27 protein-coding genes are annotated in these 19,793 nt (G+C 65.7%); 9 read left to right on the forward strand and 18 right to left on the reverse strand.

The window, feature by feature from the left end:
- Window positions 1-57: 57 nt before the first annotated feature.
- From J2S75_RS12455 to J2S75_RS12465, 3 genes are all read right to left on the reverse strand, one after another.
- Window positions 58-405, reverse strand: a complete 348-nt coding sequence (locus tag J2S75_RS12455; protein WP_307020179.1) for an ArsC family reductase — start codon at window positions 403-405, stop codon at window positions 58-60.
- Window positions 406-477: 72 nt separating this feature from the next.
- Window positions 478-699: a YMGG-like glycine zipper-containing protein gene (locus tag J2S75_RS12460; RefSeq protein WP_244377335.1), complete on the reverse strand. Its 222-nt coding sequence runs from the start codon at window positions 697-699 to the stop codon at window positions 478-480.
- A gap of 107 nt (window positions 700-806) precedes the next feature.
- Window positions 807-1,130, reverse strand: a complete 324-nt coding sequence (locus tag J2S75_RS12465) for a hypothetical protein (protein ID WP_307020569.1) — start codon at window positions 1,128-1,130, stop codon at window positions 807-809.
- On the opposite strand from J2S75_RS12465, the gene J2S75_RS12470 reads away from it, so the two are divergent.
- Window positions 1,059-1,286: a hypothetical protein gene (locus J2S75_RS12470; RefSeq protein WP_307020582.1), complete on the forward strand. Its 228-nt coding sequence runs from the start codon at window positions 1,059-1,061 to the stop codon at window positions 1,284-1,286. The genes J2S75_RS12465 and J2S75_RS12470 overlap by 72 nt on opposite strands.
- Window positions 1,287-1,335: 49 nt before the next feature.
- Window positions 1,336-2,166 (forward strand): quinoprotein dehydrogenase-associated SoxYZ-like carrier, encoded by an 831-nt coding sequence (locus J2S75_RS12475; RefSeq protein WP_307020180.1) that lies wholly within the window; start codon window positions 1,336-1,338, stop codon window positions 2,164-2,166.
- 53 nt (window positions 2,167-2,219) lie between these two features.
- Here the strand turns inward: J2S75_RS12475 and J2S75_RS12480 are convergent, their stop codons facing one another.
- From J2S75_RS12480 to J2S75_RS12525, 10 genes are all read right to left on the reverse strand, one after another.
- Window positions 2,220-2,606, reverse strand: a complete 387-nt coding sequence (locus J2S75_RS12480; protein WP_370874135.1) for a hypothetical protein — start codon at window positions 2,604-2,606, stop codon at window positions 2,220-2,222.
- 83 nt (window positions 2,607-2,689) lie between these two features.
- The gene (locus tag J2S75_RS12485; RefSeq protein ID WP_307020182.1) at window positions 2,690-3,376 is read right to left on the reverse strand and encodes a hypothetical protein; all 687 of its coding nucleotides are present in this window, start codon (window positions 3,374-3,376) and stop codon (window positions 2,690-2,692) included.
- 12 nt (window positions 3,377-3,388) lie between these two features.
- Window positions 3,389-4,534, reverse strand: a complete 1,146-nt coding sequence (pqqE, locus tag J2S75_RS12490) for a pyrroloquinoline quinone biosynthesis protein PqqE (protein ID WP_307020183.1) — start codon at window positions 4,532-4,534, stop codon at window positions 3,389-3,391.
- A complete protein-coding gene (pqqD, locus tag J2S75_RS12495; protein WP_307020184.1) occupies window positions 4,531-4,842 on the reverse strand; it encodes a pyrroloquinoline quinone biosynthesis peptide chaperone PqqD in 312 nt (103 codons plus the stop codon). Before pqqD ends, pqqE begins: the two co-directional genes overlap by 4 nt.
- A complete protein-coding gene (pqqC, locus tag J2S75_RS12500; RefSeq protein WP_307020185.1) occupies window positions 4,842-5,576 on the reverse strand; it encodes a pyrroloquinoline-quinone synthase PqqC in 735 nt (244 codons plus the stop codon). Before pqqC ends, pqqD begins: the two co-directional genes overlap by 1 nt.
- The gene (gene pqqB / locus J2S75_RS12505) at window positions 5,573-6,511 is read right to left on the reverse strand and encodes a pyrroloquinoline quinone biosynthesis protein PqqB (protein WP_307020186.1); all 939 of its coding nucleotides are present in this window, start codon (window positions 6,509-6,511) and stop codon (window positions 5,573-5,575) included. Before pqqB ends, pqqC begins: the two co-directional genes overlap by 4 nt.
- Before the next feature lie 38 nt (window positions 6,512-6,549).
- The gene (gene pqqA / locus J2S75_RS12510) at window positions 6,550-6,627 is read right to left on the reverse strand and encodes a pyrroloquinoline quinone precursor peptide PqqA (protein ID WP_081620376.1); all 78 of its coding nucleotides are present in this window, start codon (window positions 6,625-6,627) and stop codon (window positions 6,550-6,552) included.
- A 186-nt stretch (window positions 6,628-6,813) separates the two neighbouring features.
- On the reverse strand, window positions 6,814-7,503 hold the full coding sequence (locus tag J2S75_RS12515; protein WP_307020187.1) for a response regulator transcription factor: 690 nt from the start codon (window positions 7,501-7,503) through the stop codon (window positions 6,814-6,816).
- Complete coding sequence (locus tag J2S75_RS12520) at window positions 7,500-9,095, reverse strand: sensor histidine kinase (RefSeq protein ID WP_307020188.1); 1,596 nt, start codon at window positions 9,093-9,095, stop codon at window positions 7,500-7,502. Before J2S75_RS12520 ends, J2S75_RS12515 begins: the two co-directional genes overlap by 4 nt.
- Before the next feature lie 157 nt (window positions 9,096-9,252).
- Complete coding sequence (locus tag J2S75_RS12525) at window positions 9,253-9,462, reverse strand: hypothetical protein (protein ID WP_244377353.1); 210 nt, start codon at window positions 9,460-9,462, stop codon at window positions 9,253-9,255.
- 469 nt (window positions 9,463-9,931) lie between these two features.
- Here J2S75_RS12525 and fae point away from each other — a divergent pair, with 469 nt between their 5' ends.
- Complete coding sequence (gene fae, locus J2S75_RS12530; protein ID WP_126278901.1) at window positions 9,932-10,438, forward strand: formaldehyde-activating enzyme; 507 nt, start codon at window positions 9,932-9,934, stop codon at window positions 10,436-10,438.
- Between the two features lie 285 nt (window positions 10,439-10,723).
- On the opposite strand, the gene J2S75_RS12535 is transcribed toward fae, so the two are convergent.
- Genes J2S75_RS12535 through J2S75_RS12550 form a run of 4 tightly spaced genes read right to left on the reverse strand, consistent with a single transcriptional unit; the run spans window position 10,724 to window position 13,695 of the window.
- Entirely contained in the window at window positions 10,724-11,437 is a 714-nt protein-coding gene (locus J2S75_RS12535; RefSeq protein ID WP_307020189.1) for an ABC transporter ATP-binding protein, read from the reverse strand.
- On the reverse strand, window positions 11,434-12,183 hold the full coding sequence (locus J2S75_RS12540; protein ID WP_307020190.1) for an ABC transporter permease: 750 nt from the start codon (window positions 12,181-12,183) through the stop codon (window positions 11,434-11,436). The genes J2S75_RS12535 and J2S75_RS12540 overlap by 4 nt, the downstream gene beginning before the upstream one ends.
- Before the next feature lie 4 nt (window positions 12,184-12,187).
- Window positions 12,188-13,195, reverse strand: a complete 1,008-nt coding sequence (locus tag J2S75_RS12545) for an ABC transporter substrate-binding protein (protein WP_307020191.1) — start codon at window positions 13,193-13,195, stop codon at window positions 12,188-12,190.
- Window positions 13,192-13,695, reverse strand: a complete 504-nt coding sequence (locus J2S75_RS12550) for a DUF3280 domain-containing protein (RefSeq protein ID WP_307020192.1) — start codon at window positions 13,693-13,695, stop codon at window positions 13,192-13,194. Before J2S75_RS12550 ends, J2S75_RS12545 begins: the two co-directional genes overlap by 4 nt.
- Before the next feature lie 317 nt (window positions 13,696-14,012).
- Between J2S75_RS12550 and J2S75_RS12555 the strand changes: the two genes are divergently transcribed.
- From J2S75_RS12555 to J2S75_RS12580, 6 genes are all read left to right on the forward strand, one after another.
- Window positions 14,013-15,260 (forward strand): lanthanide ABC transporter ABC transporter substrate-binding protein PedA1, encoded by a 1,248-nt coding sequence (locus tag J2S75_RS12555; RefSeq protein ID WP_307020194.1) that lies wholly within the window; start codon window positions 14,013-14,015, stop codon window positions 15,258-15,260.
- Window positions 15,261-15,287: 27 nt separating this feature from the next.
- Window positions 15,288-16,274, forward strand: coding sequence for a PQQ-dependent catabolism-associated beta-propeller protein (locus J2S75_RS12560; protein ID WP_307020195.1), 987 nt, complete (start codon window positions 15,288-15,290; stop codon window positions 16,272-16,274).
- A gap of 41 nt (window positions 16,275-16,315) precedes the next feature.
- Window positions 16,316-16,741 (forward strand): cupredoxin domain-containing protein, encoded by a 426-nt coding sequence (locus J2S75_RS12565; RefSeq protein ID WP_307020196.1) that lies wholly within the window; start codon window positions 16,316-16,318, stop codon window positions 16,739-16,741.
- A gap of 84 nt (window positions 16,742-16,825) precedes the next feature.
- The gene (locus tag J2S75_RS12570; protein ID WP_307020197.1) at window positions 16,826-17,617 is read left to right on the forward strand and encodes a lanthanide ABC transporter ATP-binding protein PedB/LutE; all 792 of its coding nucleotides are present in this window, start codon (window positions 16,826-16,828) and stop codon (window positions 17,615-17,617) included.
- Complete coding sequence (locus J2S75_RS12575) at window positions 17,614-18,450, forward strand: lanthanide ABC transporter permease protein PedC (RefSeq protein ID WP_307020198.1); 837 nt, start codon at window positions 17,614-17,616, stop codon at window positions 18,448-18,450. Before J2S75_RS12570 ends, J2S75_RS12575 begins: the two co-directional genes overlap by 4 nt.
- A gap of 70 nt (window positions 18,451-18,520) precedes the next feature.
- Window positions 18,521-19,150 (forward strand): hypothetical protein, encoded by a 630-nt coding sequence (locus J2S75_RS12580; protein ID WP_307020199.1) that lies wholly within the window; start codon window positions 18,521-18,523, stop codon window positions 19,148-19,150.
- A 77-nt stretch (window positions 19,151-19,227) separates the two neighbouring features.
- On the opposite strand, the gene J2S75_RS12585 is transcribed toward J2S75_RS12580, so the two are convergent.
- Entirely contained in the window at window positions 19,228-19,767 is a 540-nt protein-coding gene (locus tag J2S75_RS12585) for a PQQ-dependent catabolism-associated CXXCW motif protein (RefSeq protein ID WP_370874136.1), read from the reverse strand.
- Window positions 19,768-19,793 lie beyond the last annotated feature (26 nt).

Genomic DNA, 19,793 nt, shown 5'->3' on the forward strand with positions numbered 1-19,793 from the left:
GGGAAGCCGCGCCGGATCAAGGGGTGAGCGGCTTTCCGTGATACGGGAAGGCCGCCATCAGCCGAACTGCTTCTCGTAGAGTTCGGGCTTGAAGCCGACCAGAAGCGTGCCGTCGGCTTCGAGCACCGGCCGCTTGATGAGGGATGGCTGGGCCTGCATCAGCTCCAGCGCTTTCGCCTCATCAATATGGGCCTTATCGGCATCGGGCAGCTTGCGGAACGTTGTGCCGGCGCGGTTGAGCAGGACTTCCCAGCCGACCTTGCCGGCCCAGTTCTGCAGCCGGGCCGCGTCGATGCCGGCAGCTTTGTAATCGTGGAACAGATAGGCGACGCCCCGCCCGTCGAGCCAGGCGCGCGCCTTCTTCATCGTGTCGCAGTTCTTGATGCCATAGATCGTGACGCTCACGCTCGCCTCCTCCGCAATGCCGTCCCCGTGATAGCGGGGACGGCACGGCGTTTGAAGACCGCAGGCCGCGATCTACTTGGCGGTCGCGGCACCGATGGCACCACCGGCAACCGCGCCAATGCCCGCGCCCCAGGCGGCACCGGTGCCGCCGCCGGCGATGCCGCCGATCACTGCGCCGGTACCTGCGCCGATCACAGCGCCCGTACCCGCCCGGCGCTGGGTGGTGGTGCAGCCGGCGACGAGGAGAGCGGCGACGGCGATGACGGTGAGCTTCGTAGCGATGGCTTTGGACATTGGCGTTCTCCCCAGGATTCGATAGCTGAAACTACCTCCCACCTGTCCGCCTCACAATCGCGCTCGACTAAGCATAAGCACGGAGGGCCACCCAGAAGCGAAGACCCTCAGCGCCAGCTTCTCACCCAACGGCCGGGTTCGTAGACCCATTGACCTCGGCGCAGCACCCAGCGCGGACCAACATATTCAAACCCACGGCGGCTTTCTTCCCAGTGGCCTGCCGACCAAACCCATCCCCGCCCCGGCCACCAGGCCCAATGTCCCGGCACCCAGGTGTACCCCCGGCGCGGCGCCGGGCGAGGTTCGCGTCGGGGAGCCGGCGGAGGGCTGGTTGGCGCGGACTGCGCCTGTGCCGTCTGATGCGCGGCGATACCGAGCGGCGCGGAGAGAAGGGCGGCAGCGACCTTGAGAAGGGATCGACGCGAGAGCATCAGGCTCACTCCAGCTTGAAAGAGGCGCGGCAGCAGCCAAGCCTTGAGCAGGGCGTGGGCGTCGCGAAGCCCGATGATGAGCGCCGCGCGCTGCCCGCGCAATCGTCGCAGCTCGCGGTATCGTGGACTGCGATTCAACGTGGAAAAGGTGTATGATGGTGCCAACCGCCGGACGGGCAACGATCCGGCAGGCCGGGAGGTCGCCATGCACCGTTATCAACGCCGCCTACGCCTGTTCCTTGCCGTCACTCTGTTTTCTGCCCTCGCCGTCAACGCTGCCGCCGCGCAGGAGCCGGGAGCCGATGCCTCCTGGAAGTCGCTGCGGCCGGACATCTTCGGCGAGCGTCCCATTGAGGAGGCGAGCCCGCTCGTTCGTCTCACCGCCCCGAAACGGGCGGAGGACGCCGCCATGGTGCCGATCGATGTCGAAATCGTGCTGCCCGAGGGCGATCCGCGCACCGTTTCCAAGCTGACGCTGATCGTCGACGAGAACCCCGCTCCGCTTGCGGCCACCTTCACCTTCGGTGGCAGTCGCCGCGATGTGGCGCTCGGCACCCGGCTGCGGGTGAACTCCTATTCTTATGTGCGCGCCATCGCGGAGACCAGCGATGGCGGCCTGCACATGGCCGAGCGCTATGTGAAGGCCTCGGGCGGCTGCTCCGCCCCGGCGATGAAGGACGAAGAAGCGCAGCTGAAAAATCTCGGCCAGCTCAAGCTGAAATCGGTGAAGGCGGACGGGATGGGTGACGCCAGCCAGGCAAGCCGCGTCTCGCAGTTGCAGCTGATGATCCGTCACCCCAACTATTCCGGCCTGCAGATGGACCCGCTGACGCGGGCCTATATCCCCGCCAAGTTCGTCGACAATATCCGGGTGACCCAGGGCGACGAGCTGATCTTCTCCATGGTCGGCGGCATCTCGCTCAGCGAGGACCCCGCCATCCGCGTCTCCTATGACCCGGACGGCAAGGAAGTTCATGTCGACGCCGGCGACACGGACGGACGCAAGTTCGAGGGCGAGCTGAAGCCGGCGAGTTGACCGCCGGGCCAGCGACAAGCGGGAGCCGCGCCTCGCGCCGCTCCCGCTCTCCATCAATAGAAACAGGTGACTTCCGCTTCCGCCTGCGCCCGATGCAGATCGGCCACGATGTCGCGGAACAGGCCGGTATTGCGGAACAGCTCGGCCTGCTGCCCCGCCACCTGGCTGACGCTCATGATGGTCTCGGCTTCTTCATAGCGCTCATAGGGCATGATGGTCGCGATGGTGTCGATCGAGCAGGAGCACTTTTCGAGCGCCTGCCGCGTCTGGCCGTTCACGATCATGCAGGCGAACACATAGTCGGCCCGCGCCGCCGTGGGGTAATCGTTGATCAGGCCGGAATTCGGCGCCTTGGGCACCGGCTTGCGCGCACCGGCGGTGAGGCCGGGGGAGAGCATCTCCTGCGCCAGCACACCGCCGGCCCCCAGCAGCGTGAACATAAGGACGGCAGCGAGGCGCCCCGCCTTCGCCGTCCGCACGGACCGTGTGTTCGCCATGGTCATTCCTCTCCTGGGGCGGCCGCCTATTTCACTGCCGGCGCATGGGTCACGCCGGTCAGCGTCAGGCTGGTCTCGATCAGGTTGGCGCTGCCATCCGCCTTGGGCGTGACGACATTGATGGAATAAAGCCCGCCGGGCACCGCGTCGGCGAACAGGAATTCGTAGCGCCGCCCCACCAGTTCCAGCAGCTTGTCCTTGTTGGGGTCCCCGGCGAAGGGCAGCATGGTGAGCTTCCAGCCCTCGATCTCCTGGCCGCCATAGGAAAAGCGCGCCGGCGTCACGGTGCCGGTGGAAAGATGCTCGCGCACGCGGTTGCGCAGATAGAACGGGCTGCCCTTGGTCAGCTGCGCGATTTCCTTCACGTCGCGTTCCAGCAGGATGAGCGCGATCGGATTGCCGTTCATGGTCGGGAAAGGCCCGGCCTCACCCTCCTGGCTGCCGCGATGGATGATGACATCCGCGACCCGCTTGGCGGGATCGTCGGCCGGCGCCTCGACCTTCATGTCGAGCGTTTCCTCAAAGCCGTCGCCGAGCTTGGCCTCGGACGTTACGTGCTTATAGGCATAGGTCAGCGTCGTTCCGGGCTGCACCTGTGCGAGATAGGGACGCTCGAAGAACAGTTCGGCAGCCGTCGGCGCGGCAAACGCGGCGGTCGCGACAAGGGTCGCCAGCGAGGCCGCGGCGGCAAGGGTGCGGGCAATACGCAACATGGAACGTCTCCGTCAGCCGGCGCGGTCGGGCTGGAAATAGCGTCGGTAGTCATAGACCTCGGAGCCGTCGGCATCGGCTTCGGCCAGCGCCAGCAGGTCGGCGTGCAGCGGCGACAAATGGCAGGCGGGATCGGTGGCAGCAGCATCGCCGGCAATGGCCATGGCCTGGCAGCGGCAGCCGCCCCAGTCGATTTCCTTGCGGTCGCAGCTCTTGCACAGCGGCGGCATCCAGTCGGTGCCGCGAAAGGCGTTGAAGGCCGGCGAATTCACCCAGACATCGCTGAGCGAATGGTCGCGCACGTTCCAGAAATCGAGGTTCGGAATCGTCTCCGCCGCGTGGCAGGGCAGCACCTTGCCGGAGGGCGTGACATTGAGCGACTGCCGGCCCCAGCCATTCATGCAGGGCTTGGGATATTTGGCGTAATAGTCCGGCACGACGGCGTCGATGGTAAGGATGCCCTTGAGCCGCGTGCGCGCCTCCTCCACCACGTCGAGCGCCCAGAACACCTGGTCGCGGGTCGGCATCAACGCGCCGCGATTGCGCAGCGCCCAGCCATAATATTGCGAATGGGCGATCTCGATGCGCTTGGCACCGAGGGACAAGGCGAGCTCGATAAAGTCCGGGATCTGGTGGATGTTGGCCCGGTGCACCACGGAATTGATGGTGAGCGGCAGTCCGAGCCGCCGGACCTCATGGGCAACGGCGAGCTTCCTCTCATGCGCGCCACGGAAATTGGAGACCTTGTCGGTCATGTCAGCCGTCGCGCCCTGGAAGGACAGCTGAACATGGTCGATTCCGGCATCGGAAATGGACTGCAGCCGCTCCGTCGTCACGCCCACGCCGGCGGTGATGAGGTTAGTGTAGAGCCCCACCTCGACACAGTGGCGGATCATCTGTTCGAGATCGCGCCGCGCCGTGGGCTCGCCGCCGGAGAGATGGACCTGGAGCACGCCGAGCTTGGCCGCTTCGGAGAACACCCGCAGCCAGGTTTCGGTGTCGAGTTCGACATTCCGCCGGTCCAGTTCCACCGGATTGGAGCAATAGGGGCATTGCAGCGGGCAGCGATGCGTCAGCTCCGCCAGCATGCCATAGGGGATGGGAGGCGCCGGGCGTGCCGGCACCTCCAGCTGGTGGCGTGGTTCGTCGATCAGACTCATGATGCGGCATCCCCGACCAATGGCGAGGTGACCTCGATCAGCCCTTTCTCGGCGAGCCCGGCGAGGAAGGCATCGACATCTGTGGCGATGGTCTGACGCTCCACTGTGAAGGCGGCCGCGAGTTCATCGACGATGAGGCCGATGGAGCGCGCACCGTCCACTTTCTTCAGGATCTCGACCGCGACCGGATCGGGATTGAGCACACGCTCGGGCGCCAGCAGCACCCACTGGCCCCGCGCCTCGTCATGCCGCAGGCGCACGCCGCGCGCCAGCCTGGGAACACTGTTGGCCGCAAGAGTCGCTGTCATCACCCCTCCTTCGGGACGAAGGCTCCCGGATAGGCCATTTTCGGGTCGATATAGGCGAAATAGAGCGCGTCGAGCTGCACCCACAGGACGTCGCACTTGAACTCCAGCGCGCGGATCGCCTGTTCCTGCTGCTCCGGCGTGCGGGCGTGCTGCTTCACATAGTCGAGCGCGAAGTCGGCATCGCGCGGCGCCTGGGTCAGCCGCTTGTCGAAATAGGCCAGCGTCTCCTTGGAGACGAAATCATAGTTCTTCAGCATGCCGGCGACACGCTCGCCGATGATGCCGGGCGAGAACATCTCCGTGAGCGAGGAGGCGATCGCCTCAAGCAGCGTCTTCTCACGGACGAAATGCACATAGGCGTCGACCGCGAACTTGGTCGCCGGCAGCAGGCCGCGCAGCGAAGTGACGGTATGGCGGTCGAGTCCAAGGCTGTCGGTCAGCACCAGCCAGCGGGCAATGCCGCCCTCCCCCTCATGGTCGCCATCGTGATCGACGATGCGCTGACGCCAGACGCGGCGCAGTTCCGGCTCCTCCATGCGGGCGAGAATGGCAGAATCCTTCACCGGGATCATCGCCTGGTAGTAATAGCGATTGAGCGCCCAGGCCTGAACCTGACCAAAGGTCAGCTGGCCATTATGCAGTAACTTGTGAAAGGGATGCAGGCTGTGATAGCGGCGCGTACCAACGTCGCGCAGGCGCGCCTCAAGTTCTTCCGGCGAAAGAAGCGTGGTCATAGGGCAATCTCCATCCCATCGTGAGCGATTTCCCATCCGGCTTTATTCGCCGTGATCCGCTCATCTGAGCCATCAACCAGCACCGGATTGGTGTTGTTGATGTGAACATAGATTTTCCGCCCGACGTTGACCTCGCGCAAAGCCTCGATCGAACCGCGCGGACCGGACATCGACATATGCCCCATCCGCGCCCCGGTCTTGGTGCCGACACCGGCGAGCACCATCTCGTCATCCTGCCAGAGCGTGCCGTCGAACAGCACGGCGTCGGCGCCGTCCAGCCGGGCGCGCAAGGTGTCCGTCATGGCCGCGCAGCCGGGAATATAGAGAACGCGCCGGCCGCCGGCAGCGAGTTCGACACCGATGGTTTGCTCGCCCTCGCGATCGGTGGTGAGCGACCCCTGCTCGGCCTGCTCGCGCGCTTCAAGATAGAGGGCGATCTTGCCCGGCACCGGAAAAATCGTCGCGTGCACGCCTGAGACCAGTTCAAACGACGCGCCCAGTTGCACTGGGCGGCGCGCAACGACATCGGGGGCCAGCACATCGAAGGCGCTGCTGCCTGCGAGCACTCCGTGCACGCCCGGCGTCGCCATCAGCGTGAATGGCTGCGCCTCGCGCAGGCTGAGCAGCCCCGCGACATGGTCGATATCGGCATTGGTCAACAGCACGGATTTGAGCGGCGAATGCCGCAGCCCCTCGCGCGGCTGCAAGGCAGGGGTTGCCTGCAATTGCCCGAGAATTTCGGGCGCGCAGTTCACCAGCGCCCAGTCGCGACCATTGGAAGTCACAGCGATCGACGCCTGTGTTCGCCGCCGAACGCGGGGATCGTTCGCCCATGCAAGCGAACAGACCGCGCAGCGGCAGTTCCACTGAGGGAACCCACCGCCCGCGGCTGATCCGAGGATCACCAGCTTGAAGTGGGACGGGGGCGTTGTCATCGGCAAAGCGATTTCATGCCATCCCGTCCCCAGAAGGCTCAGAAGTCAGCCGGATAGTAGGCGTTGACTTCCATGCCGACGCAGACTTCAACAATGCGAGGAGCAGTCCAGGCCATATCGTCCTCCTGATGTTATCCAATCCCTCTTTACTTCATAAGAAGATTATAAGAGATTGAGTTGCTTTGCGGATATTTCACCGCTTCAATAATGTGATGATCCTTTGGTCATCCGTCAAGAAGACCTGACCATCTTTCCCTCAGGCACACATTATACCACAGGGATGTGATCGCGAGCGGTGCATCTCATTTCCCGTCCGCATCCAGCATGAAGCCGCGGCCGCGCACCGTCACGATGAGGTGCGCCCCTTCCGGCAGAGCCTCCGCCAGCTTGTGGCGGAGATAGCCGACATACACATCCACGACGTTCAGAGAGGCGCCGCCATGGCCAGCCCAAAGCGCGGCGAAGATATCCGCGCGCGACAGGGGCTCGCCGGGATGACGCATGAGCAGCGCCAGAAGTTCCACCTCACGTTCGGTCAGCCGCACACGGACGCCGCCAAACTGGGCCTGCCGGGTGTCGAGATCGAGCGAGAGCGCGCCGACCTCCAGCGTGCGGGGCTCACTCTCTGCACTGCTGCGGCGCAAAGCCTGCACCTTCACCCGCGCCAGCAGTTCCTCGAAGGCGAAGGGCTTGACGATGTAGTCGTCCGCCCCCGCCATTAACCCCTCGGTGCGCTCATTCACGCTGGAACGGGCGGAGAGCATGAGAATTGGCGCCGTCTGCCCGCCGGCCCGCAGCGCCTTGCACACTTCGATGCCCGAACGCCCCGGCAGCATGACGTCGAGAATGATCGCCCCCCACGGCTTGCCTGTGGCAACCCGCAGCGCCGCCTCGCCGTCACCGACCAGTTCCACGTCGTAACTCTCGGAGGAAAAGCCCCGCCGCAGCAGCGAGCCGATATCGGGATCGTCCTCAACGACCAGAATGTTCATTGGGCGGCCTCCAGTGTGATGTCCGGTAGCGGGAGCGGCAGGCGCACTGCGACGCAGGTGCCGCGTCGTCCCCCGGCCTTTCCCGTACTGCTTTCAATGGCGATTCGACCCCCATGGCGGTCGACGATCCACTTTGCGAGGGCGAGACCGATACCGAAACCCGTCCCTTCGCGCGTGCCCGCCGAGCCGCGCCAGAAGCGCTCGAACACATGCGGCAGTTCGTCGGGCGGAATGCCGGTGCCATGGTCGCGCACCTCGATCACCACCTCCCCACCCTCCTTTCGCGCGGCGAGCCGCACGCTCTCGCCGGGAGGCGAGTGACGTACCGCATTGGCGACGAGCCCGTCGAAAGTCTGGCGCAGCCATTCGCGGTCGGCATCGACGGCGAGCCCCTCCGCCCCCTCTTCTGCCTCCAGCACGAGCCCGCTCGCCCGCGCCAGCGGCGCCATGCCCTCGCACACGTCGCTCAACAGGTCCGACACCAGGAACAGCGAGCGGTCGAGTTCGATCTGGCCGCTTTCGGACCGCGCGATTCGCAGGAGGTCCTCCACCCGGCGATGTAGACGGCGCGCGCGCGACTGGATCACCAGCAGGGCCGCGCGCAGATCCTCCTCGCGCGGCTTCTGCGGGCGCAGCGTGATCTCGACCTCGCCGAGGATCACCGTCAGCGGCGTGCGCAATTCGTGGCTGACATCGGTGAAGAAGCGCCGGCGCGCCATGTCGACATTCTCAAGCCGGGTATTGGCGGCGCGCAATTCGGCCGTGCGGGCCTCGACGATTTGCTGCAACTGCTTCTGATCGGCCACCAGCCGGGCTTCGCGGCGGGCGAGATGCGCCGCCATGCGGTTGAACCGCGCCATGGCGAGGCTGAGTTCGTCATGGCCCGTCACGTTGACACGTGTGTCCGACCGCCCGCGCGCGATCGCCGCCGCCGCCGCCGCGACATCGGCCACGCGGTTCACCAGCGTGCGGCCGAGGAGATGGTAGAGAGCGACCGCCAGCAGGAAGGCGAGCGCCACGCCGGCCAGCCCCCAGCGGATGGTGCGCTCACGCAGTTCCCGCACCTGATTATAGGCGTCGAGGGCGGTGGTACGTTCCTCCTCCATGGCCTGGCTGAGCGGCGCGCCGAAGCCGGCGGCGAACACGTCCAGCGCAACGCGGGCCGCCGTTGCGGGCTCCTCCGCCTGCAGCGCGAGGTCGACCTGCCGGTCCAGCACATCGAACTGTGCCCGCAGCCGGGCGATGGTGCGGCTGCGGGCCGCCATCAATGTCCGCTGCTCCTCGCCGACCAGCCGGCCGACATAGGAGGAGAGCGCCTCCTCCAGCCGCGCGAAGGCTTCCCGCGTCCGCTCGGCGGCGAGAACGCGGCCGGCGCGGGCCGGGGTACGCTCGGCGTGGGGCGGCTCATGCCCGGCCTGCAACGCCAGAAGTGCGTAATCGCCGATGCGCCCGGAAATCGTGGAGAGGAGTTCCAGCCGGCTCTGCGCCGACACCAGCCGATCCAGCTGGCTGCTGACAGCCCCCAGCGCGAGGACAAGCGCCAAAGTCGAAGCCGCCGTCACGAAGACGGCAACCGACAGCAAGAGCGCCATGCGCGCTCTGAGCGATGAGAACAAGCCGCGCCCCATCCCGCCTCACCGGATGACGCCATCCCCATGCGATGGCGCCCCAATGATTTCACGGACGCGACCCTTGCGCACGCTGCGATGCAACAGGACGCGCGTGCGACGGCGGCGCGCTACGCCGTGATCAAATCTCGCGCCCGCCCGCGCCGGGGGAAGCGCAGCGCCATTTGAGCACCTTCCATTTAGGGTGGGTCTCGGTCCATTCGGCAATCACCGGCATCGCGCCGATCATGCACTGCATGGGCGCCGGCGGCGCTTCAAGCCCGACAGAGACCGCCTCCTCGCGGCACGTGCCGGGGCTGGCAATGAGGCAGATGGAAAGAATGAGCTCCATGTTGGTCCTCGTGGCGTGAGTGCAACGCCGTCCGAGCGTTCCCCGAAGGCCGGCTTCGATCTCTACGCCGCACGCGGCAGTTGGATCACTCGTCAATGCTGCAACGCAGCAAGAACCTTGCCAATTGCATCCGGCCTGGCCCCTGCCGCGCGTTCCGGGCGCTTGTGAGCAGCCCGCGACCACAGCCGGCGAACTATGCCGCATTTTTGGTCGTGCCGCCAGTTTCCTCAAGGCGCGACCATTAGCCATGCGCGACAATATTCCGTGGGGCAAGCGCGCCTGCCGGCGTCATACGAATGAAGAATCCCTTGCAGATAAAGGCGAAGCGGGCCTAGTCTCTCGCCGTAACGTGTCTGGTCGCGCTATCGGGCCAACCGGTTTGGTGTTCCAAACGCTGCAACAAAGATAGCCGGGACATCGGGGGACAATTCCCGTCCCTTGTCATGCAACCCCGTTCTGGGAGGAATAGATGGCCAAGATCAACAAGGTACTCATCGGCGAGTCGCTGGTGGGCGACGGCAACGAGGTCGCCCATATCGACCTCATCATCGGACCGCGCGGCTCCGCGGCCGAAAGCGCCTTCCTGAATGCGCTGACCAACAACAAGGACGGCTTCACCTCGCTGCTCGCGGTCGTGACCCCGAACCTGCTCGCCAAGCCGAACACCATTCTCTTCAACAAAGTGACCATCAAGGACGCCCGCCAGGCCGTCCAGATGTTCGGCCCGGCCCAGTACGCGGTCGCCAAGGCTGTCGTCGACAGCGTCGCTGAAGGCGTGATCCCGGAAGACGAAGCCGACGACCTGTTCATCTCGGTCGGCGTGTTCATCCACTGGGAAGCGGCGGACGACGCCAAGATCCAGCAGTTCAACTATGAGGCCACCAAGGAAGCGCTCAAGCGCGCCGTGGAAGGCCAGCCGACGGTCAAGGAAGTTCTCGCTCAGGCCGCTTCTGCCAAGCATCCCTTCGCCGCTTAGATCGGAAGCAACCCTGGGCAGACAACAGCTCCGCCCGCGGCCCAATACCCGAAGGGCCTGCTCCAGCGGTTGGCGGCGATCTTCCTGAACAAGTGAGGGCCGCGCACGTCCTTACTTGCGCCACGGAGGCGGCGGTTTCCGCCCTCTCACGCCGACGCAGATCATTTTGGCCCGGGGCTTCACCGCTCCGGGCCTTTTTCATTCGGGGCGGGCTGAAAGCGCGCGGATGGCCGGATAACGCTGCCGACGAGTCAGACCACCGAACAATAGCCTTGCTCCGTTCGGCTAGGCCGCATCCAGGCTATGGCGCACCGCGTCGAGGCACGCAGGCGTCGCCCGCTCCTCCGGCGTCAGGTTGATCGGCATGTCGCGGATGACCCGCACCGGCGCGCCGTCCAGCACGACGATACGGCTCGCCAGCTCCACCGCCTCGCGCCGGTCATGCGTGACGAACAGCACGGTGGACGGCCGCCGGGCGAGCAGGCGGCGCAGCAGATCCCGCAGCCGCGCCGCACCCGCCTCATCAAGCGAGACAAACGGCTCGTCCATCAACAACACGTCGGGCGCGATGGCGAAGGCGCGGGCCAGCGCCACGCGCCGCTGCTGGCCAAGCGACAGGCGCTCGGGATAGGCCCCCGCGAGGTCGGCCAGCCCGACCTCCTGAAGCATCGCCTCCGCCGCCCGGCGGCCCACGTCACCCGCCGGCAGCGGCAGGGCGACGTTCTGAAGCACCGTGCGCCATGGCAGCAGCCGGGGGTTCTGGAACGCATAAGCGAGGCGCGGCGCCGCAGTGCCGAAACGGATCGCGCCACGAAAATCGCGGTCCAGCCCGGCCACGATGTTGAGCAGCGTGGTCTTGCCGATGCCCGATTCACCCAGCAGGGCCACGAAGGCGCCTTCCGCGATATCGAGGTGGAAGCGGCGAAAGACGACACGGCCCGGCCCAGCCGCCTGCGCTGGATAGCGCTTCTCGTCGATCTCGATCGTGATGGCGCTCATCGCCGCCACCTGTTGGCACGGCGCTCCCAAGGCTGGAGAAGGCCGATTTCGATCAGCTGCACCACTGCCGTGAAGGCGAGCGCATAAGCAAGGATACCGGCGACATCGAACAGCTGGAACGCGGTCTGCAATTCGAAGCCGACGCCGTTGGACCGGCCGAGCAGTTCCACAACGAGCACGATTTTCCAGGTGAGCGCCAGGCCGGAGCGGGCGCTGGCGGCGAAGAACGGCACCAACTGCGGCAGGACGACCTCGCGCAGCACCCGCAGGCGCGGCACCCGGTAGACCTGCACCATCTCATCAAGATCGCGCGAAAGCGCCGCCGCGCCTTCCCGCATTGTCACCGCGACATTGGGGATCTTGTTGATCGCCACCGCCGTGATCGCCGCCACCTCGGTCAGACCGAACCAGACATAGCAGAGAATGATGACGACCAGCGCCGGCAGGTTGAGCAGCACCACCAGCCACGGCCCGAACAACTCGTTGAGCGCTATCGAACGGCCCAGCACGATGCCGATCGCCGAGCCCAGCGTCATGGCGATGAGAAAACTCGTGGCGACCCGGGCGAGCGTGATGGCGACGCTCTCGGGCAGCACGCCGGTCCGCGTGGCGCGCAGCATGGCCGCGAACACGTCAAGCGGGCCGGGCAGCAGGCGCGACTGCGCCCACAGCGCGGCGACTTGCCAGAACAGCAGCAGCGCCAGCAAGGAGGCGGCCGTCAGCAGCAAACGCCGGGACGTGGACACGGTTTCACTCGCCGATAGGGCCGAACAGCGAACGGTCGAAACGGGGATCGGGCCCCACCAATTCCTCTCCGCCAATCTGCGCCAGCACCTCGTACAGCTTGGCGCAGGAAACCCGCTCCGCCTCGCCGAATGCGCCGGGAATGCCGGCGCGGTAATAGTCGCGCAGGCGGGCAAATTCAGCATCGTCCGCCGCCTGCATCAGCGGGCGAACACGGTTCCACGCCGAATCGTCGGTCGCCAGCACGCGATTGGCCGCCGCCGCCGCGCGCAGGAAGGCCGCGATCGCCGCGCCGCGTTCCGCCATGACGGCGTTGCGCCAGACGAAGCCAACCAGCGGAGGCACGGGGTCGATGCCGAGCCCCCGTACCATTTCGCTGACATCCATCAGCCGGGCGAAGCCGCGGGCGTCGAGCCGCGCGGCATAGGGCCAGAAGGTCAGCACCGCATCGACGCGGCCGAGCGGCAATTGCTCGCTCACCAGAGGCGGCGCGCCATAGACCGGTTCGGCGGCGCTGGCGAGGTCGACGCCGAGCTTTGCCTTGCCATAAGCGCGCAGCAGCAGCCAACTCTTGTCGAGCGCGCCGCCGGCGACGCCGATGCGCCGGCCGCGCAGATCCTCCAGTGTCGTCACCGGCCCCTTCGCCGCCACCATCACCGCGCCCAGGGCGTTGGAAAACGGTGCGAAACGCATGCGCTCACCATCGCTGGTGCGCCGCATCGCCCAGAGCCAATCGCTGACGATGAGGTCGATATCACCCGCCTGCAGCGCCACCGTTGTCGCCTGCCCGCTGGCGAAATCGACGCTTTCCAGCGCCAGCCCTTCGCGCTGGTCGAGCCCCTCCGCACGGATGGTCTCCACCAGCCAGTTGAGCGTGCCGAATTTCAGCGTCCCGACACGCAGCGCCAACGCCGGCCCGCCTTCGGCGCGCAGCAGCGAGGGCGTGGCAACGAGGCCCGCCACCGCCGCGAGCAAGGCCCGACGCGAGAGCGGCGTGAGCGTGACACGGGTCATGGAGCGGCCTTCCCGGTAAGCGGCGGATCAAGCAGACGGTTGCGCACGAGATAGGAGACACCGCGCAGCCAGGATTCATCGGTGTTGTTGCGGATATCGGCGCTGCCGGCACGCAGCACCTCGCCGGTGGCGACATCGCGCAGCTGGAAATTGATGTTGAGGATGAGGTTCGACACCTTCTGCACCAATCCTATGACCTCGATCTGCGCACCGAGGGCCTGGGCGATCGGCAATTCGCAGCTGTTGCAGTTGCGAAACGGCGCGGCTTCCACGATCTGCGCCTGCTGGGGCGAAAGGTCCAGCACGTCATAGCCCGCCTCCTTCAGCCGACGCCGAACCTCGTCGGTGATGAGGTCGAGCCTTCGGATCTCCTCCGGCTTCGGGCCGCGAATGTCGACTTCGCTGCTGGTGTCGAGCAGTTCGAATTCGAACACCGCAACCCGCGTCGCCGCCTGCGCGGCGCTCACCGCTCCAAGGCCGGTCCCCAGCGACGTCGACAAGGCGAGACCCAAACCGAGGAGCCGTCCGGCACGAACTGGAAATCTCATCCGGCTTGCCTCCTCGCTTGGCGATTTCTTCCCGGCCCGCGCAATCATATCGACAAGAACTCCTCCTGCAACCCACCGGGAAAAAGTTCCCGATTGAAATATTTCGCCTATGCTTGCGACAATGGGAGCGTTACATTCTCTTATTAGTTTCTTATGCACTCAATTTTATTGAATGCCTGTTTTTGTTTGCGTAGAGTTTTCCCCAAGGCACACGAGAAAAGTTCCGAGGACCATCTCCTCGAGAACGCAAGCCGCGGGATGGAAAGCCGATGATGAGGATGGCAGGCGCCGTCGGCGCGACGCTTATGGCGATGGTGTACACGTCTGTCCCCGCCGGGGCGCAGGAAGCTGTGGCGCCCGCCGCTCCCCCCGCCTCCCCGCCTTTGGCCGCCAAGCCGGCGGCGACGATCGGGCCGGAACAGACGTTTCTCATCGGCGTGGTGCGCCAGCTACCGGAGCCGCCCCCCTGGGTCGCCCCCCTGCAGATGCCCCCCGATGATCTCGGCATCGCCGGCGCCGAGCTCGGCATTCGCGACAACCTCACCAGCGGCCGCTTCCTGAAGCTCGACTACAAGCTGTCGAGCGAGATCGTGCCCACGGATGGCGATCCGCTGCCGGCGGTCCAAAAGCTGGTTGAGGCTGGCAACCGCTTCATCCTGCTCGACGTGCCGCCGGATGCGCTGCTGAAAATCGCCGACAACTACAAGGACCGCGACATCGTCTTCATCAATGTCGGCGCCACCGATGACCGGCTGCGGCAAAAGGACTGCCGGGCCAATGTGTTCCACATTGCCCCCAGCCGCTCGATGCTGACCGATGCGCTGGCCCAGTTCCTCGTCACCAAGCGCTGGCAGAACTGGTTTCTGATGGTGGGGCGCACCGACAATGACAAGCTCTATGGCGAGGCGGTGAAGCGCTCGGCCAAGAAGTTCGGCGCCAAGATCGTTGCTGAGAAGACCTGGGACTACGGACCGGACGCGCGCGCCACCGCCCAGTCGGAAGTGCCGCGCGGCACGCAGGTTGGCGAGTATGACCTGCTCATCGTCGCCGACGAACTCGGCGAGTTCGGCGACATCCTGCCCTACAATACCTGGCTGCCCCGCCCGATCGCCGGCACCCAGGGGCTGATGGCGCTTTCCTGGCACCCGACGATGGAAAACTGGGGCGCCTCGCAGCTGCAAAGCCGGTTCTTCAAGCAGTCCAAGCGGATGATGCAGCCGCTGGATTTCCAGATGTGGCAGGGCGTGTTCGCCGTCGGCTCGGCCAGCCTGAAGACGCGCAACAGCGACCCGGCGAAGATCGAGGCGCAGTTGCTCTCGCCGGACTACGACCTGCCGGTGTTCAAGGGCGTGGCCGCGTCATTTCGCAGCTGGGACCACCAGTTGCGCCAGCCGATCCTGCTGACCCACGCCACCAATACGGTGACGCTCTCGCCGCAGGCCGGTTTCCTGCACCAGACGTCTCCGCTCGACACGCTGGGCTTCGACCGACCGGAAACGCTCTGCAAATTCCAATAAAATTCAAACGATTGCCTGGAGGAAACGATGAAACGACAGATGCTGCTGTCCACCGGCCTGGCCACCCTTGCGGGGCTGATGCTGGCGGATGCCCTGCCGGCCGAGGCGTCTCCGCGCGCCTTCGTGACCAATGAGCGCGACCACACGATGAGCGTCGTCGACATGTCGACGCTGAAGGTCACGAACACTATCAAAACCGGCCGGCGGCCGCGCGGCATCATCGCCAGCCCTGACGGCAAGCTGATCTATGTCTGCGCCTCCGACGACAACCGCGTCGAGGTCTATGACGCGGCGACCCTGAAGCTGGTGAAGACGCTGCGTTCGGGCCCTGACCCGGAGCTGTTCGTGCTCCACCCCTCGGGCAACCCGCTCTATATCGCCAACGAAGACGACAACATGGTCACGGTGGTGAATGTCGAGAACAACGACCTGATCGCCGAGATCCCGGTCGGCGTCGAGCCGGAAGGCATGGGCATCAGCCCCGACGGCAAGTACATGGTCAACACGTCCGAGACGACCAACATGGCGCATGTGGTCGACACCTCGAACAACGAGATCATCGAGAACATCCTCGTCGATTCCCGCCCGCGCATCGCTGAGTTCAGCAAGGACGGCAAGCAGCTCTGGGTGTCGGCGGAGGTTGGCGGCACGGTGGCGGTGATCGACCCCGCGACCTGGAAGATCGTCAAGAAAATCTCGTTCAAGATTCCCGGCGTGGCGGACGACGCCATCCAGCCCGTCGGCGTACGCATCACCAAGGACGGTTCGAAGGCCTTCATCGCGCTTGGCCCGGCCAACAGGGTGGCGGTCGTCAATGCCAAGACGCTGGAAGTCGAGAAATATCTGCTGGTCGGCCAGCGCGTCTGGCAGCTCGGCTTCACGCCGGACGAGAAGTTCCTGCTCTCGACCAACGGCAATTCCAACGACATCTCGGTGATCGACGTCGCCGATGAGAAAGTCACCAAATCCGTCACGGTCGGCCGCCTGCCCTGGGGCGTGGTCGTGGTGCCGTGATCCCACGAGATCAATCAATCATTCCATTCAGAGGAAACGCCATGAAGACCCACCTTGTTCTCGCCGCCGCCGCCACCCTCGCCCTCTCGGGCGTCGCCTATGCCAAGGGCGACCTCACCCTCAAGCCCGTGGAGCTGGAAGAACTGACCGTCGGCACCGGCAATTCCGGCTTCGGCGTCTCGCAGACCAAGTATGAGCTGGAGACCGGCAAGTCTTATTCGCTGACGGTCAAGTCAACCGGCAAGAAGGAGTGCGCCTGGCAGTCGCCGGGGCTGTTCCAGAGCATCTTCCTGCGCAAGGTCGAGGCCGGCGGCATGGAGATCAAGGCCATCCACCTCACCGAGCTTGAATTCGAGGAAGAAGGTGAGGCCGAAATGTTCTTCGTGCCCATCAAGCCTGGCACCTTCGCCTGGTACTGCAAGGGCATGGAGGAGCGGGGCATGAAGGGCGAGTTCATCGTCAAGTAACCTCGACCAGGCCTGTATTTCGATCCTCGTGACCCTCGTCCCCGGCCCCGCCGGGGACTTTCTTCTCTCGGTACGGGAGATGCCATGACGGAACCGACCAGCTCCACGCGCCACGCCTCCGGCCCGGCCGATGGCATGCCGGCGCTCGATATCCGCGCGGTCAGCCATGCTTTTGGCACGCGCAAGGCGCTGGACGATGTCAGCCTCACCGTGCCCGCCGGCAGCTTCACCGCCCTGCTCGGCCCCAACGGCGCCGGCAAGACCACGCTGTTCTCACTGGTCACCCGGCTCTACGACAACCGCAGCGGCGCGATCCATGTGCTCGGAGCCGATGTGCGGCGCCGGCCCGCCGAAGCGCTCAGCCGGCTCGGCGTGGTGTTTCAGGCGCGCACGCTCGACCTCGAACTCTCCGTCCTCGACAATCTGCTCTACCACGCCACGCTGCACGGCATCGGCTTCGGCGCCGGACGCCGCCGGGCGATGGAGCTGCTGGCGCAGGATGGCCTGGCTGAACGCGCGCGCGACAAGGTGCGCAACCTCTCGGGCGGCCAGATGCGCCGGGTGGAGATCGTGCGTGCGCTCATGCACCGCCCGCGCCTGCTGCTGCTCGACGAGCCGACCGTCGGCCTCGACATCGCCTCGCGCGCGGCCGTGGTCGCCCTTGTCCGCGCGCTGGTGGCTGATGAAGGGATCGGCGTGCTGTGGGCGACCCACATCATCGAGGAGATTGGCCCCGGCGACCGCGTCGTGGTGCTTCACCGCGGACAGATCCGCGCCAGCGGTTCCTATGAAGAGATGCGCGCCCGCGCCGGCGGCGAGGACCTGTCCACGGCCTTTCTGCAGCTGGTCAGCGATACGGGTGAGGCAGCGGCATGACCCCGGCGCGATTCCGCCTGCCGCTGACCGGCTATGTCATCGTCCTCACCGGCATTTGCTGGCGCGAGGCGCTACGCTTTCTCAACCAGCGCGGCCGCTTTCTCTCCGCCCTGGTGCGCCCGCTGGTGTGGCTGTTCATCTTCGCCGCCGGCTTCCGCTCGGTGCTCGGCGTCTCGATCATCCCGCCTTATGAGACCTATGTGCTCTACGAGGTCTATGTGACGCCGGGGCTGGTGGCGATGATTCAGCTGTTCAACGGTTTGCAATCCTCGCTCTCCATGGTCCACGACCGCGAAGTCGGCGCCATGCGTATCCTTCTGGTGAGCCCCTATCCGCGCTGGTACCTGCTGGTGTGCAAGCTCATCGCCGGCATCGGCGTGTCGCTGCTGCAGGTCTATGCCTTCCTCGCCGTCGCCTGGTTCTGGGAGGTGGAACTGCCGCCCGTCGGCTATGTCACCGTGATCCCCGCGCTGCTCCTCTCCGGCCTGATGCTCGGCGCCATGGGGCTGCTCATGTCCTCGGTGTTCCGGCAGATGGAGAACTTCGCCAGCGTGATGAACTTCGTCATCTTTCCGATGTTCTTCGCCTCCTCGGCGCTCTACCCGCTCTGGCGGGTGCAGGAGAGCAGCCTAGCACTATGGTGGATCTGCACCTTCAACCCGTTCACCTATGCCGTGGAGCTGATCCGCTTCGCGCTTTACGGCCAATTCGCGCCTTTTGCCGCGCTGGTGGTCGCGGGGTGCGCGGCGCTGTTCCTCGCCGCCTCGATCTTGGCCTATGATCCTTCCGCTGGTGTCATGGCCCGTCGCGGCGGACCGGAAACGGCAAAATGAGCCGGCCCCTGCACGGCCCTGTCGAAACGGAAGCCGAAGAGCTTCCGGGCAATATCTCGAGGAAAAGCCCATGCCCACATTCCACCCTGCCTTGCGTCGCCTAAGCCTCGCCGTGCCTCTCCTGCTCGTGGGCCTCGGCCCCGCCCTCGCCGCCGCCCCCAGCGGGGGGCTCTGGCCGTGCATCCAGCGCAAGGTACCTGAGCTTGCGGTCGGTCAGATGTGGTCCGGTCCTCCGATCGAAAACCTGCAATGGCAGGACGACCGGCAGGTCGCCGATCTTGTGCCGGTGCTGGCCGCCCAGCGCACGCCCATCGAGGAAGCGACGAAACAGATCGACGCCTTCGCCGGCACGCTCGGGCCAAACGACAAACAGCGCCTCACCCTGCTGTTCGCCGGCGTGTTCGAGCAAATCAATGCTCGGCGCAGCCGCATCATGAGCGGCATTGAGCGCTATTCCGAACACCAGATCGAACTTTCCAAACGCATCAAGGAGCAGAGCCTCGCCCTCGCCAAGGCCAAGAAGGCCGCGACCACGGACGAGGAAAAGACGAAGGCGCAGGAACTGGAGAAGCAATTGCTGTGGGACACGCGCGTTTATGATGCGCGCCAGCAATCGATGACGGCGGTGTGCGAAAGCCCGGTACTGCTGGAACAGCGCGTCTTCGCCCTCGCCCGCGCCATTCAGGAAAAGCTGCCGTGAACAGGCGGCCCCGGCCTGCGCGGCCGGGGCGTCTCTCAACCGGCGCATGGTCGCGCGCGCAGAGGTGACGACGACCTTCAGGGCTTCGGCTGGCCTTGTTCCAGCGGCAGCCCGGCCCTGGCCCAGCCATCGCTACCGGCGGGATACCAGGCGATGTTGGTGTAGCCATATTCGGTGATCGCACGCTTGGCCGCGTTCCAGCTCATCCAGCAATCGGTCTGGCAATAGAACACCAGCGGCGCCGCGCGGTTGCCGCCGGCTAGCGCGTCGAGGCGGGTGCGGAAATAGGCGTCGGTCTCGGCCGAAAGCGCACCATAGCCGACATTGGGAAGCCAGACGCTGCCGGGCAGATGATCGCGCCTCTTGTCGCGCCACAGCGTGCCCGGAGGGAGGTTCGCCGGCTTCACATCCCGCGGCATCACGTCAACGAAGATCGCGGCCCTGGCGCGCCAGAGCTTCTCGGCCTGTGCCGTGTCGATCACCTGGGCGCCCTTGAGGGTGGCCGGCGTCGGGGCCCGGTAAGCATCCATACGGTAGCCCGTCGGCTCGGGCACAACCTCTTCGCCCCGGCCGACGGTCGGAGCGAAGACATAGAGCACAGCGGCGAGCCCGGCCATGCCCAGCCAGGCCAAGCGGCGGAGGG

It is taken from the genome of Ancylobacter polymorphus, from assembly GCF_030813495.1.
GTDB classification, from domain to species: Bacteria; Pseudomonadota; Alphaproteobacteria; order Rhizobiales; family Xanthobacteraceae; genus Ancylobacter; species Ancylobacter polymorphus.

Coding starts and splice junctions, on each gene's coding strand:
- J2S75_RS12460 (WP_244377335.1), bottom strand. CDS start 699: ATGTCCAAAGCCATCGCTACGAAGCTCACCGTCATCGCCGTCGCCGCT.
- J2S75_RS12470 (WP_307020582.1), top strand. CDS start 1,059: ATGCGCGGCGATACCGAGCGGCGCGGAGAGAAGGGCGGCAGCGACCTT.
- J2S75_RS12465 (WP_307020569.1), bottom strand. CDS start 1,130: ATGCTCTCGCGTCGATCCCTTCTCAAGGTCGCTGCCGCCCTTCTCTCC.
- J2S75_RS12475 (WP_307020180.1), top strand. CDS start 1,336: ATGCACCGTTATCAACGCCGCCTACGCCTGTTCCTTGCCGTCACTCTG.
- J2S75_RS12480 (WP_370874135.1), bottom strand. CDS start 2,606: ATGTTCACGCTGCTGGGGGCCGGCGGTGTGCTGGCGCAGGAGATGCTC.
- J2S75_RS12485 (WP_307020182.1), bottom strand. CDS start 3,376: ATGTTGCGTATTGCCCGCACCCTTGCCGCCGCGGCCTCGCTGGCGACC.
- pqqE (WP_307020183.1), bottom strand. CDS start 4,534: ATGAGTCTGATCGACGAACCACGCCACCAGCTGGAGGTGCCGGCACGC.
- pqqD (WP_307020184.1), bottom strand. CDS start 4,842: ATGACAGCGACTCTTGCGGCCAACAGTGTTCCCAGGCTGGCGCGCGGC.
- pqqC (WP_307020185.1), bottom strand. CDS start 5,576: ATGACCACGCTTCTTTCGCCGGAAGAACTTGAGGCGCGCCTGCGCGAC.
- pqqB (WP_307020186.1), bottom strand. CDS start 6,511: ATGACAACGCCCCCGTCCCACTTCAAGCTGGTGATCCTCGGATCAGCC.
- pqqA (WP_081620376.1), bottom strand. CDS start 6,627: ATGGCCTGGACTGCTCCTCGCATTGTTGAAGTCTGCGTCGGCATGGAA.
- J2S75_RS12515 (WP_307020187.1), bottom strand. CDS start 7,503: ATGAACATTCTGGTCGTTGAGGACGATCCCGATATCGGCTCGCTGCTG.
- J2S75_RS12520 (WP_307020188.1), bottom strand. CDS start 9,095: ATGGCGCTCTTGCTGTCGGTTGCCGTCTTCGTGACGGCGGCTTCGACT.
- J2S75_RS12525 (WP_244377353.1), bottom strand. CDS start 9,462: ATGGAGCTCATTCTTTCCATCTGCCTCATTGCCAGCCCCGGCACGTGC.
- fae (WP_126278901.1), top strand. CDS start 9,932: ATGGCCAAGATCAACAAGGTACTCATCGGCGAGTCGCTGGTGGGCGAC.
- J2S75_RS12535 (WP_307020189.1), bottom strand. CDS start 11,437: ATGAGCGCCATCACGATCGAGATCGACGAGAAGCGCTATCCAGCGCAG.
- J2S75_RS12545 (WP_307020191.1), bottom strand. CDS start 13,195: ATGACCCGTGTCACGCTCACGCCGCTCTCGCGTCGGGCCTTGCTCGCG.
- J2S75_RS12555 (WP_307020194.1), top strand. CDS start 14,013: ATGATGAGGATGGCAGGCGCCGTCGGCGCGACGCTTATGGCGATGGTG.
- J2S75_RS12560 (WP_307020195.1), top strand. CDS start 15,288: ATGAAACGACAGATGCTGCTGTCCACCGGCCTGGCCACCCTTGCGGGG.
- J2S75_RS12565 (WP_307020196.1), top strand. CDS start 16,316: ATGAAGACCCACCTTGTTCTCGCCGCCGCCGCCACCCTCGCCCTCTCG.
- J2S75_RS12570 (WP_307020197.1), top strand. CDS start 16,826: ATGACGGAACCGACCAGCTCCACGCGCCACGCCTCCGGCCCGGCCGAT.
- J2S75_RS12575 (WP_307020198.1), top strand. CDS start 17,614: ATGACCCCGGCGCGATTCCGCCTGCCGCTGACCGGCTATGTCATCGTC.
- J2S75_RS12580 (WP_307020199.1), top strand. CDS start 18,521: ATGCCCACATTCCACCCTGCCTTGCGTCGCCTAAGCCTCGCCGTGCCT.
- J2S75_RS12585 (WP_370874136.1), bottom strand. CDS start 19,767: ATGGCCGGGCTCGCCGCTGTGCTCTATGTCTTCGCTCCGACCGTCGGC.